General features: G+C 56.1%; 11 protein-coding genes and 1 rRNA gene. 3 read left to right on the top strand and 9 right to left on the bottom strand.

The annotated features are described in order from the left end of the window. Nucleotides 1-114, bottom strand: a 16S ribosomal RNA gene (locus ACERJC_RS25185); the annotation flags it as partial. 624 nt (nucleotides 115-738) lie between these two features. Here ACERJC_RS25185 and purH point away from each other — a divergent pair. Together purH and purD are read left to right on the top strand one after the other, a co-directional pair. After that, on the top strand, nucleotides 739-2,328 hold the full coding sequence (gene purH / locus ACERJC_RS25180; protein ID WP_373672719.1) for a bifunctional phosphoribosylaminoimidazolecarboxamide formyltransferase/IMP cyclohydrolase: 1,590 nt from the start codon (nucleotides 739-741) through the stop codon (nucleotides 2,326-2,328). 11 nt (nucleotides 2,329-2,339) lie between these two features. Beyond that, nucleotides 2,340-3,629, top strand: a complete 1,290-nt coding sequence (purD, locus tag ACERJC_RS25175; protein ID WP_373672718.1) for a phosphoribosylamine--glycine ligase — start codon at nucleotides 2,340-2,342, stop codon at nucleotides 3,627-3,629. Here the strand turns inward: purD and zraR are convergent. Both zraR and zraS read right to left on the bottom strand, forming a co-directional pair. Continuing rightward, nucleotides 3,626-4,951 carry a sigma-54-dependent response regulator transcription factor ZraR gene (zraR, locus tag ACERJC_RS25170; RefSeq protein ID WP_373672717.1) on the bottom strand — a complete coding sequence of 442 codons (1,326 nt, stop codon included), beginning with the start codon at nucleotides 4,949-4,951 and terminating at the stop codon, nucleotides 3,626-3,628. The genes purD and zraR overlap by 4 nt on opposite strands. Beyond that, nucleotides 4,948-6,354 (bottom strand): two-component system sensor histidine kinase ZraS, encoded by a 1,407-nt coding sequence (gene zraS, locus ACERJC_RS25165; protein WP_373672720.1) that lies wholly within the window; start codon nucleotides 6,352-6,354, stop codon nucleotides 4,948-4,950. The genes zraR and zraS overlap by 4 nt, the downstream gene beginning before the upstream one ends. A gap of 250 nt (nucleotides 6,355-6,604) precedes the next feature. Between zraS and zraP the strand changes: the two genes are divergently transcribed. Then, complete coding sequence (gene zraP, locus ACERJC_RS25160) at nucleotides 6,605-7,036, top strand: zinc resistance sensor/chaperone ZraP (protein ID WP_178825947.1); 432 nt, start codon at nucleotides 6,605-6,607, stop codon at nucleotides 7,034-7,036. 85 nt (nucleotides 7,037-7,121) lie between these two features. Here the strand turns inward: zraP and ACERJC_RS25155 are convergent, their stop codons facing one another. The 6 genes from ACERJC_RS25155 to nudC all read right to left on the bottom strand — a co-directional run bounded on the left by ACERJC_RS25155 (nucleotide 7,122) and on the right by nudC (nucleotide 11,608). Next, nucleotides 7,122-7,817 (bottom strand): DUF1481 domain-containing protein, encoded by a 696-nt coding sequence (locus ACERJC_RS25155; RefSeq protein WP_286632096.1) that lies wholly within the window; start codon nucleotides 7,815-7,817, stop codon nucleotides 7,122-7,124. Between the two features lie 12 nt (nucleotides 7,818-7,829). Continuing rightward, nucleotides 7,830-8,102, bottom strand: coding sequence for a nucleoid-associated protein HU-alpha (gene hupA, locus ACERJC_RS25150; RefSeq protein WP_001044509.1), 273 nt, complete (start codon nucleotides 8,100-8,102; stop codon nucleotides 7,830-7,832). A gap of 186 nt (nucleotides 8,103-8,288) precedes the next feature. Continuing rightward, nucleotides 8,289-8,879 (bottom strand): YjaG family protein, encoded by a 591-nt coding sequence (locus tag ACERJC_RS25145; protein ID WP_046493782.1) that lies wholly within the window; start codon nucleotides 8,877-8,879, stop codon nucleotides 8,289-8,291. A gap of 41 nt (nucleotides 8,880-8,920) precedes the next feature. Further along, complete coding sequence (gene nfi / locus ACERJC_RS25140) at nucleotides 8,921-9,592, bottom strand: deoxyribonuclease V (RefSeq protein WP_286632090.1); 672 nt, start codon at nucleotides 9,590-9,592, stop codon at nucleotides 8,921-8,923. 9 nt (nucleotides 9,593-9,601) lie between these two features. Continuing rightward, nucleotides 9,602-10,666: a uroporphyrinogen decarboxylase gene (gene hemE, locus ACERJC_RS25135; RefSeq protein WP_373672715.1), complete on the bottom strand. Its 1,065-nt coding sequence runs from the start codon at nucleotides 10,664-10,666 to the stop codon at nucleotides 9,602-9,604. A gap of 168 nt (nucleotides 10,667-10,834) precedes the next feature. Next, nucleotides 10,835-11,608 (bottom strand): NAD(+) diphosphatase, encoded by a 774-nt coding sequence (nudC, locus tag ACERJC_RS25130; RefSeq protein ID WP_152401332.1) that lies wholly within the window; start codon nucleotides 11,606-11,608, stop codon nucleotides 10,835-10,837. Nucleotides 11,609-11,653 lie beyond the last annotated feature (45 nt).

Genomic DNA, 11,653 nt, shown 5'->3' with positions numbered 1-11,653 from the left:
ACCCGTCCGCCACTCGTCAGCGAAGCAGCAAGCTGCTTCCTGTTACCGTTCGACTTGCATGTGTTAGGCCTGCCGCCAGCGTTCAATCTGAGCCATGATCAAACTCTTCAATTTAAGTTTGATGCTCACAGAATTAAACTTCGTAATGAATTACGTGTTCACTCTTTGAGACTTGGTATTCATTTTTTGTCCGAAGACATTAAGAATCCATGTCACTTTGAGTGCCCACACAGATTGTCTGATAAATTGTTAAAGAGCAGTTGCGACGCGCTTTAGCGCTCTGTCGCGAGGTGGCGTATACTACGCTTTCCTCTTTCAGAGTCAATCTTTTTTCAGGATTTTTCTCTTCAATCTCACTGGCGTTTTTCTGTGAAGTGATTCACATCCGCCGTGTCGATGGAGGCGCATTATAGGGAGTTCCCGAGCATCCGCAATAGAAAAATGTCAGAAAAATGACTGACTGCTGCATTCCCCAGCAAAACCCCGCCTTATACCCTTTTACACACAGACTTATCCACAATTATAAGGATCATTTGCCGGATCTTCTCTGTCGTATGGGATCGTTATAGCGAGAAAACTAGCGCCAGAATCGAAAAAGAAAAATTCGCGAGCGTTGCGCAAACGTTTTCGTTACAATGCCACCGCAAAACAAGGATGCCCCGTAAGGGGCGTTAGCTAAGTTTTTCACGAAAAATTCAGCTAACGCTCTCTGTAATCGTCAAATCCAGGGGATTTACCATGCAACAACGTCGTCCAGTCCGCCGCGCTCTGCTCAGTGTTTCTGACAAAGCCGGTATCGTCGAATTCGCCCAGGCACTTTCCGCACGTGGTGTGGAGCTGCTGTCGACAGGGGGCACTGCCCGTCTGTTAGCAGAGAAAGGTCTGTCGGTGACCGAAGTTTCCGATTACACCGGTTTCCCGGAAATGATGGATGGACGCGTGAAGACCCTGCATCCTAAAGTGCACGGCGGCATTCTTGGTCGTCGCGGCAAGGATGACGGGATTATGGAACAGCACGGCATCGCTCCCATCGATATGGTGGTTGTTAACCTTTATCCGTTCGCCCAGACCGTTGCCCGTGAAGGCTGCTCACTGGAAGATGCGGTAGAGAACATCGATATCGGCGGGCCGACGATGGTGCGCTCCGCCGCGAAGAACCATAAAGATGTCGCTATCGTTGTGAAGAGCAGCGACTACGACGCCATTATTAACGAGATGGATGCCAACGACGGTTCTCTGACTCTCGACACCCGTTTCGACCTCGCGATTAAAGCCTTCGAACACACCGCCGCCTACGACAGCATGATTGCCAACTACTTTGGCAGCATGGTTCCGGCCTATCACGGTGAAAGCAAAGAAGCCGCGGGTCGCTTCCCGCGTACGCTGAATCTGAACTTTATTAAGAAGCAGGACATGCGCTACGGCGAAAACAGCCACCAGCAGGCTGCCTTCTATATAGAAGAGAATGTGAAAGAAGCCTCCGTCGCGACCGCTCAGCAGGTTCAGGGCAAAGCGCTTTCCTATAACAATATCGCTGATACCGACGCGGCGCTGGAGTGTGTAAAAGAGTTTAGCGAGCCGGCCTGCGTGATCGTCAAACACGCCAACCCCTGCGGCGTCGCGGTCAGCACCTCAATTCTGGATGCTTACGATCGCGCGTATAAAACGGACCCGACCTCTGCCTTTGGCGGCATCATCGCCTTTAACCGCGAACTGGATGCTGAAACCGCGCAGGCCATCATCTCCCGTCAGTTTGTCGAGGTGATTATCGCCCCGTCCGCCACCGAAGATGCGCTGAAAATCACCGCCGCCAAGCAGAATGTTCGCGTCCTGACCTGCGGCCAGTGGGCTGAACGCGTGCCGGGCCTGGATTTCAAACGTGTTAACGGCGGTCTGCTGGTTCAGGACCGCGATCTGGGTATGGTCACCGCCGGTGAACTGCGCGTGGTGACGAAGCGCCAGCCGACCGAACAGGAACTGCGTGACGCGCTGTTCTGCTGGAAAGTCGCGAAGTTCGTTAAATCCAACGCCATTGTTTACGCCAAAGAGAACATGACCATCGGCATTGGCGCAGGCCAGATGAGCCGCGTCTACTCGGCCAAAATTGCCGGGATCAAAGCCGCTGATGAAGGTCTGGAAGTGAAAGGCTCCGCCATGGCATCCGACGCTTTCTTCCCGTTCCGCGATGGTATTGATGCCGCCGCCGCCGTTGGCGTGAGCTGCGTTATCCAGCCGGGCGGTTCCATCCGTGATGATGAAGTCATTGCCGCCGCTGACGAACACGGCATTGCAATGATCTTCACCGACATGCGCCACTTCCGCCATTAATGGAGCGAGATATGAAAGTATTAGTTATCGGCAATGGCGGGCGCGAGCACGCTCTGGCATGGAAAGCCGCTCAGTCACCGAAAGTGGCAACCGTATTTGTTGCGCCGGGTAACGCCGGCACCGCGCTGGAACCGACGCTGCAAAACGTCGCCATCAGCGCGACCGATATTCCGGCGCTGCTGAGCTTTGCCCAGAGTGAAAAGATCGACCTGACGATCGTCGGCCCGGAAGCGCCGCTGGTGAAAGGCGTGGTCGATACTTTCCGTGCGGCAGGCCTGAACATCTTCGGTCCAACCGCAGGTGCCGCTCAGTTGGAAGGCTCCAAAGCGTTCACCAAGGATTTCCTTGCACGCCACCAGATCCCGACGGCCGAATACCAGAACTTCACCGAGATTGAGCCTGCACTGGCGTATCTGCGTGAGAAAGGCGCGCCGATCGTCATTAAGGCTGACGGTCTGGCAGCCGGTAAAGGCGTGATTGTCGCGATGACGCTGGAAGAGGCCGAAGCCGCCGTACATGACATGCTGGCAGGCAACGCGTTTGGCGATGCGGGTCATCGCATCGTAATTGAAGAGTTCCTCGACGGCGAAGAGGCGAGTTTCATCGTGATGGTCGACGGCGAGCACGTCTTGCCGATGGCGACCAGTCAGGATCATAAACGCGTCGGCGATGGCGATACCGGCCTGAACACCGGCGGAATGGGCGCTTACTCCCCAGCTCCGGTAGTGACGGATGTCGTCCACCAGCGCACGATGGAACGCATCATCTGGCCTACCGTAAAAGGCATGGCGGCAGAAGGCAACACCTATACCGGTTTCCTGTATGCCGGTCTGATGATCGACAAACAGGGCAATCCGAAGGTGATTGAATTCAACTGCCGCTTTGGGGACCCGGAAACGCAGCCCATCATGCTGCGCATGAAGTCCGATCTGGTTGAGCTCTGCCTGGCCGCCTGCGAAGGCAAACTGGATGAGCAAAAATCAGAGTGGGATGAACGTGCCTCGCTCGGCGTCGTGATGGCGGCAGGCGGTTATCCTGGCGATTACCGCACCGGTGACGTGATCCACGGTCTGCCATTAGAAGACGTGTCAGACGGTAAAGTGTTCCACGCAGGGACCAAACTTGCCGATGACGAACAGGTTGTCACCAGCGGAGGTCGTGTGCTGTGCGTTACCGCGCTGGGAGACACCGTGGCCGACGCGCAAAAACGTGCCTATGCCTTAATGACCGATATCCACTGGGACGACTGTTTCTGCCGTAAAGATATCGGCTGGCGCGCCATCGAGCGTGAACAGCACTAACGCAAGAGCTTCGCCAGTAGCGTTTTTCGCGTAATCCCTAACTGACGGGCGGCTTCCGTTTTATTGCCGCCCGTTTTCTCAAGCGCCGCCAGAATCACCTCTTTTTCGACTTCCACCAGCGGCTGAATGGCCCGATCCGCTACGAACGGCAGCGGCTGACTCGCAATCGACAGCGGCAACTCGCGCTCAGAGATGTACTCGCCGGTCAGCAGGACCACCGAACGTTCAATTGCATTTTCCAGTTCGCGAATATTCCCCGGCCAGTCGTAATGAATCAGCAGATCCATTGCCCGGGGGGTAAACCCTTTTACGACCTTACGGTTGCGTTTAGCAAACCGCTGGAGAAAGTGGTCAGCCAGCAGGGGGATATCTTCCTGCCGCTGACGCAGCGCCGGTGTTTCAATCGTCACGACGTTCAGGCGGTAGTAGAGATCCTGACGAAAGCGCCCGGCCTGCACCTCTTCCTCCAGACAGCGATGGGTTGCGGCAATCAGACGGACATCAACCGAGAGCGTCTGGTTGCAGCCCACGCGCTGAACTTCGCGTTCCTGAATCGCCCGCAGCAACCGCACCTGCATCATCGGCGAGATATCGCCAATCTCATCAAGAAACAACGTGCCGCCGTTGGCTTCGACAAAGCGCCCTTCCCGGCGTTTGTCGGCTCCGGTAAATGCCCCTTTTTCATGGCCGAACAGTTCAGATTCCAGCAGCGATTCGTTGAGTGCCGCGCAGTTCAGCGTCACCAGCGGTTTGTCGCTCCGCGCGCTGCTGGCATGCAGCGCGCGCGCCACCAGCTCTTTCCCGGTACCGGAGTCGCCATGAATCAGCACTGTCGCATCCGAAGGCGCGACCATCGCAATCTCGCTCAGCAGTTGCTGCATCGCCGGGCTTTTACCAACCATCCCAAACTGCGAGGCGGAAACGGAGGGCAGCTCGCTGGCGGGCTCTCGCGTATGCGCCAGCGCATTTTCCAGCGTCGTTTGTAGATGGTCAAAATCCAGCGGTTTGATTAAGTAATCCAGCGCGCCGGTCTTCAGCGCCTCTACCGCCGTCTCCACGCTGGAGAATGCCGTCATGATCAGAACCGGAATGGCCGGGTTCAGCGCTTTGATCTCTTTCAGCGTCTCGATGCCGTCCATCTCTGCCATGCGTACATCGCACAGCACGAGGTCAAAGACGTGGTCACGCACCAGCTCGAGTGCGGCTCGTCCACTGTAGGCCAGCGCGACGTCATAGCCCCATCCTCGTAGTAATGCCTGTAAAATGGTGCAGTGGCTGACGTCATCATCCACCACCAGAATGTCGATCTTTGCGCGAATCATCCTTGTGAATCCTTACGTGTTAACGTCACCGGGAGCCAGAGGGTGAACGTTGCGCCCTGACCTGGCGGGCTGTCGGCCTGAATCGTCCCGCCATGCTGTTCAATGATGTTCTGTACCACCGCCAGCCCCAGCCCCGTACCGTCCGCTTTGGTCGTGAAATAAGGGGTGAAAATGGCGGCCAGCTGTTCCGCCGCAATCCCTTTCCCGCTGTCTGCAACGGTGATTTTAACGCGATCGGCTCCGCTTGTGCTTGCCTCAACGCGAATGGTCCCCTGACTCTCGATGGCTTGAATTGCATTCAGATAAAGATTCAGCAGTACCTGCGTCAGCCTGTCCGGGTCGGCCTGAATAAGCGGTAGCGCAGGGTCAGACACAAATTGCAGATCGATCGCCCGATTCTGCGCGTCCTGGCTAACGAGCTGGAGAGAGTGAGCGATCACCGCATTGAGATCCACCGACTGCAAGGATAAATGTGCGGGCTTCACCAGTTCCAGCAGTTCGCTTACCACCCGGTTTAAACGGTCGGCCTCTTTCGCCATCACCTGCGCCAGTTCATGCGCTTCACCGCCCGCCGGCGCGCGTTCGGCAAAGTACTTTGCCAGCCCTTTGATAGATGACAACGGATTACGAATCTCATGCGCGACGCCTGCCGCCAGATGCCCGAGCGCCACCAGCTTCTCTTTGCGGTTCATCTCATCCAACAAAAGCTGGCGAGAACGCAGGTAGCGCCGGTACCAGAAAAACGTCAGGAGGGTCGCCAGTAGCACGGTGGTCAGCGCGAAAAGCATGATCAGCGTATTGCGCCACTCACGCGCCTGCGTCACGGCCAAATCGCTGGCATCAAAGGCGATAAAAATAGATTGATGGGCAGCGTCAGACATTCCGCTATTACCACGCGACATCCCTCGCATACCGTGCCGACCCGGGAAAAACAGCGGCTGGAACTGACGATAGATCTCCAGCGCCGGAATGGCTTCCCCCTGCGCGTCCGTCGCGTTAACCGGACGCCAGCGCGCCTCCTCTCCCGGATGTAATGTTTTCATCTCTGCAGGCGTGTAGAGCGTTCTCCCGACCTGGGCAGGATCGCTGTGCATCACCACGTTGCCCTGCGCATCCGTTACGGCAAACCACAGTACGCCAGGCTGCCCCGCCATCTCTTCGAGCAGCGTTTGCTGCTGGGCATGATGCATCCGCATGCCCATCCCGACACGCGTCCCTGACTCCAGCGCGCGGATTAGCACACTGCCCTTTTCCAGCAGCGTCTGCCGCGCCGCGTCACTTTCGCGCCCGTAATCGCGGATCACCATCACGGCAAATAGCCCAACCAGAATCAGGATGACGGCGGGTAGCACCCCGCTCAACCATCGGGCTACCGTATCCTTATGTTCTCGCATCATTCTCATCAGCTTTGAGTGACTCAATCCCTTCTTTGCTTTTGCAGAAATCATGCCACTTTTCGCGGTCCGTATCCCGGTCCTGGTACACAAACTGCCGACGCCACCGGGTAAAAATGACCCGCTGCCTCTTTCCGGCGAGTCATTTTTACCCGCCTTGCGGCCCCGCGCGTCGCCAGAACCCGCGCTGGACGGGAAAAATTGGCCTGGCACGGAAGATGCAATACGGAAGATAAGACCACCCACAGGAGGATAAATGATGAAACGGAACACGAAAGCAGGCCTGGCGCTGATCGCCCTCTCTCTAATGGTACTGGGCTCCAGCCCCGCACTGGCACGGCATCACTGGGGGAACGGCGGCGGCATGTGGCAACAAAATGGTAGTGGACTGAGCGCAGAGCAACAGACTACCGCGCAAAAAATCCATAATGACTTTTACAACCAGACTAACGCCCTGCGCCAGCAACTGATGTCCAAACGCTATGAGTACAACGCGCTGTTAGCGACGAATCCGCCGGATACCGCCAAAATCAATGCGGTGGCGAAAGAGATGGAATCCTTAAGACAGTCACTGGATGAACAGCGGGTGAAACGGGATGTTGCCATGGCTCAGGCCGGAGTCCCTGGCGGTATGGGAATGGGTTACGGCGGATGCGGTGGCGGCGGTCACATGGGAATGGGGCGCTGGTAATCGCTGATGGCCGGATGGCGGATTTGCCTTATCCGGCCTACGACAGACACGCTGTAGGCTTGATAAGCGTAGCGCCATCAGGCATTCAAAACGTTTTTTCTTTTGGCTGCCAGTGGCAGAAGTCGGCATTCGCCACCAGCAGAAGCTGTGACCCTTCGGGCGCCTCCAGCCATGCCACGCTGACATCAACAGATGAACGGCGCTGGCGGCGCTCAATATGACTCATCGCCCTGGCGTCTAAATCGGGCTTCATCGTCTCGCCTTCGCAGGTGGTAACCGCATGTTCAGCGGCATGCCAGCGTCCCTGACGCAATACCACCCGCCCCTGACGCAATGCATCGCTGGTCTGGCGGATCTGCTCGGCACGATAACGGTATAATTCGATTTGATCGTTCGACAACTGCTGTTTACGGCCATCGACTTCGCGCTGCATAAAGCTCAGCTCGCCGCGATCGTCAAAACGCACGCGGATATGTTCCGGCGGTTCGCCATAAATATTGAGTTCTATCAGTGAGAGGGAATCACCCTGCCAGCGGTACTCGCTGGTTGTGGTACTGCCATTACGCCACGGGCTGAAGACGGAAAGCAAATGGACGCCATCTGCGGCATCTTTACGCCAGATACGCACCGCGCCCTGGTTGTCAGCAAACCCACTGGCGGTAAACGGCGGAAGAGAGTTGTTATGGCTACAGGCCGTCAGCAACAGCACGCCTGCTAACGTCAACATGTGACGCCAGACAGACGAAAGGGGCGAAACCGCCCCTTCATTAAAACTGTTCACAGCCACGCGGTCTTACTTAACTGCGTCTTTCAGTGCTTTACCAGAAACAAACGCCGGTACGTTAGCTGCGGCGATTTTGATTTCTTTACCGGTCTGCGGGTTGCGGCCAGTGCGCTCAGCACGGTGGTTCACTTTGAAGGTACCGAAACCAACCAGTTGTACAGCATCGCCTTCTTTCAGAGACTCAGTAATAGCAGCCAGAGTGGATTCCAGAGCAGCTTTAGCCTGGGTTTTGGACAGTTCTGCTTTGTCTGCAATTACATCAATCAGTTGAGTCTTGTTCATAAGTTATCCTTACAATGTGTTTATCGCTTGCTAAGCATCGAGTGCGACGGAAATGCCAGAAAAGCACTCTCCTGCATACACGCACCGATAGCCACTTTTTTTCGCCCTCCAAATGTAGACCAGACGGGGGGCGGAAGGGAAGCCTTCAGGTACGACAATTCAGAAGTTAAATCACGTTTTCGTGTCTTACTGCTGCAAATTTATACCGATATTGCTCTCGCCAGCCTCACGCAGGTCTGCTCTAAGCCCTTTTATCAGTTCAATGTCGCGTTCTTCGCAGTCTGCTAAAAGTCGGAATATTTCCCACTGAATATCCCACTCCTGCTCCACCGCCGGGTTACCGTTGAGCTCTTCATCGCTCATTTCTCGACCAGCCTGGGTCATTTCCAGCATCGCAACCGTGGTAATGGAGGTCTTACTGACTTCAATGGCGTGTTCCAGCGTCTCACCGCTCAGACGAGAATGCACCAATTCGCTTAACGCCACGCAGGCATCAATGGCCGGATAAACTCCGTACAGGTCATAATCATCAGCCGTCGGGATCGCTTCTTCAAACTTCTCCAGTTGGCTGTCGAAATTCACTTTCGCGTCTTTGACCGTCAGCGTCTCCCAGATCAGGTCCAGAATACGACGGTAGACCTGTCCGTCGCCAAACCCGGTCTGTTGGCAGAACATGGCATAGTTCGGGTACATGCGCTCACACAGGCAGGCCATAAAAGTGACATGCTGCCAGCTTTCCAGACGTTCCAGACGCAGATGAATCGGGTTTTGTAACATGATGAATTCTCAAATCAGAAATTAGCGGCAGTGTACATCAATCAGGGCTGGATTTCCTGCCATCGCATAAACGCCGGACGTTCTGATGCCACGGCATCCGCCCAGCGGGTCGGTTCCGGCAGACGATAGCCGTTCATACAGCGCTGTACCCACGCCAGAGCGCTGTCCAGCCCAACGCGATGGCCTGTTGAGATAAACAGCGGATTACAGCGCGCTTTGCTGCGCCAGACCCATGCCAGTTGTTCATTTTTGTCCATCAGCGGCGACAGTGCGCCAGGTTCAGCACCAGGGGGCTCAAACGTACCGCACAGACGCTTTTTCGCCACGCCAATGGTCGGCACATCGACCAGCAGCCCAAAGTGGCTGGCCACGCCGAGACGACGCGGATGGGAGATACCGTGTCCATCCACAAACAGCAAATCCGGTTTTTGCGACAATTGCGCCCACGCGGCCAGCAGCGCGGGCGTCTCGCGAAAGGAGAGAAAGCCAGGGATATAGGGCATGGTGGTGGCAATGCGCGCCACCTGGTATTCGAGCAGTTCCAGCGAGGGATACTTCAGCAACACGATCGCAGCTCGCGTCACTTCTCCGCCCTGCTCAAACCCCACGTCGGCACCGGCGATCAGACCCGGTGGCGTGTTATCGAGACGATCCGTCCGGATCACCGATGAGGCCAGTTCAAGCTGCTGAGCACGTAGCGACGCGAGATCCATACTGACGCCCTATTTGTGATACTGCGCAGATAAGCGGTGAACCGCCTCCACAAAGATGCCTGCGTGTTCTGGCGGCACGTCCTGATGAATGCCGTGACCGAGGTTAAAGACGTGGCCTTCGCCCTGGCCGAAACCGGAGAGGATCGTCGCCACCTCTTCTTCGATACGCGCCGCAGGCGCATAGAGCATCGACGGATCCATGTTGCCCTGCAAGGCCACTTTATGCCCGACACGACGACGCGCATCGGCAATATCGGTGGTCCAGTCGAGTCCGAGCGCATCGCAGCCGGTTTCCGCCATCGCTTCCAGCCATTGTCCGCCACCTTTGGTAAACAGCGTCACCGGCACGCGGCGACCGTCGTGTTCACGTAGCAGACCATCGACGATTTTATGCATGTAATACAGCGAGAACTGCTGATAATCGCGCCCGGTCAGTACGCCGCCCCAGGTGTCGAAAATCATCACCGACTGCGCACCCGCTTTGATTTGGGCATTGAGATACAGCGTGACGCTCTTCGCCAGCTTATCGAGCAGCGCATGCAGCGTTTTCGGGTCGGCATACATCATCTTTTTAATCACGGTAAAGGCTTTGCTGCTCCCGCCTTCGACCATGTAAGTCGCCAGCGTCCACGGACTGCCGGAGAAACCAATCAGCGGCACGTCGCCTTTCAGCTCGCGACGAATCGTGCGTACCGCGTTCATCACGTAGCCCAGTTCATCTTCAGGATCGGGAACCGGCAGTTTGTCGACATCGGCTTTGCAGGCCACCGGGGCGGTGAAACGCGGACCTTCGCCGGCTTCAAAATAGAGGCCCAGCCCCATCGCATCCGGAATAGTCAGAATATCCGAGAAGAGGATCGCCGCATCAAGCGGATAACGGCGCAGCGGCTGGAGTGTGACTTCGCAGGCCAGTTCCGCATTTTTGCACAGCGACATAAAATCGCCCGCCTCTGTGCGGGTGGCTTTATATTCAGGTAAATAGCGGCCCGCCTGGCGCATCATCCATACCGGGGTGACATCAACGGGCTGGCGCAGCAGCGCACGCAGATAACGATCGTTCTTCAGTTCGGTCATTTTTGCAGTTCCTTATTGCGTCAGGCCGCCAGTGTATACACAAAATCATTCAGAGTGGAGCAAGGCGACAACTGAATGAATCCCCAGGAGCTTACTCAGGTAAGTGACTAGGGTGATTGAAGGCAGTCAACGAAGGGCCACTTTGAAGGATGAAGTGTATCACGTGATTCATTCATACTCAGCCCGACAGATTGCCACGGTATCTTCGATCAGACGCCGTGCGACGGTGCCCGGTGGCGGCAGGAGCGGTAAATCATCGTAACGATACCAGTTAGCCTCCAGCAGCTCTTTCGGATCGATGACTATCTCGCCACTGTCGTACTCCGCCATAAATGCGGTCATCAGCGACATCGGGAAAGGCCACGGCTGCGAGGTCACATAGCGCAGGTTTTTCACTTTGATACCGCTCTCTTCCATTACCTCACGCGCCACCGCTTGTTCCAGGGTTTCGCCCACCTCAACGAACCCGGCGAGCACGGTATGCACGCCGTTACGGTGGCGTACGTGTTGGGCAAGCAGGATGGAATCATCGCGGCGGATAGCGACAATAATGCAGGGGGCGATTTGCGGATAGTAACGTTCGCGGCAGTGGGTACAGAGCATCGCCCACTCGGTTTTACTGGGATGCATGGGGTGTCCGCAGTAGCCGCAGAACTTATGCGATCGATAAAACTCGGCCAGTTGTACACCGCGCCCCGCCAGTTGAAACAGACCCGCATCCTGATCGAGCACCTGGCGAACCGATCCCATCTCGTGACGCCGATGCTGTAGCACCAGCCAGACAGCCTCTCCTTCCCACTCTCCGATATGCAGCGCAGGCTGCCCAACAAGATCGAAATTTGTCGCGGCGCCATGTGGCAATTCACCGTGAGGCAACCATAATTTTTGCTCATGGCTGACTATCCACCAGCCGCTGTCTAATTTTTCAATAATACGATCCATAGCTCTTGCACTACCTTTGCTTCACTGGCATGTTGATAACATTAT

This window comes from Citrobacter telavivensis (genome assembly GCF_041807075.1).
GTDB classification, from domain to species: Bacteria; Pseudomonadota; Gammaproteobacteria; order Enterobacterales; family Enterobacteriaceae; genus Citrobacter_A; species Citrobacter_A telavivensis.
This window is presented reverse-complemented; position numbering and strand designations above follow the sequence as displayed.

Bases quoted from the DNA above. Each gene is read 5' to 3' on its own strand.
- zraR (WP_373672717.1), bottom strand. From the start codon at position 4,951: ATGATTCGCGCAAAGATCGACATTCTGGTGGTGGATGATGACGTCAGC.
- ACERJC_RS25145 (WP_046493782.1), bottom strand. From the start codon at position 8,879: ATGTTACAAAACCCGATTCATCTGCGTCTGGAACGTCTGGAAAGCTGG.
- hupA (WP_001044509.1), bottom strand. From the start codon at position 8,102: ATGAACAAGACTCAACTGATTGATGTAATTGCAGACAAAGCAGAACTG.
- nfi (WP_286632090.1), bottom strand. From the start codon at position 9,592: ATGGATCTCGCGTCGCTACGTGCTCAGCAGCTTGAACTGGCCTCATCG.
- purH (WP_373672719.1), top strand. From the start codon at position 739: ATGCAACAACGTCGTCCAGTCCGCCGCGCTCTGCTCAGTGTTTCTGAC.
- hemE (WP_373672715.1), bottom strand. From the start codon at position 10,666: ATGACCGAACTGAAGAACGATCGTTATCTGCGTGCGCTGCTGCGCCAG.
- zraP (WP_178825947.1), top strand. From the start codon at position 6,605: ATGAAACGGAACACGAAAGCAGGCCTGGCGCTGATCGCCCTCTCTCTA.
- zraS (WP_373672720.1), bottom strand. From the start codon at position 6,354: ATGAGAATGATGCGAGAACATAAGGATACGGTAGCCCGATGGTTGAGC.
- purD (WP_373672718.1), top strand. From the start codon at position 2,340: ATGAAAGTATTAGTTATCGGCAATGGCGGGCGCGAGCACGCTCTGGCA.
- nudC (WP_152401332.1), bottom strand. From the start codon at position 11,608: ATGGATCGTATTATTGAAAAATTAGACAGCGGCTGGTGGATAGTCAGC.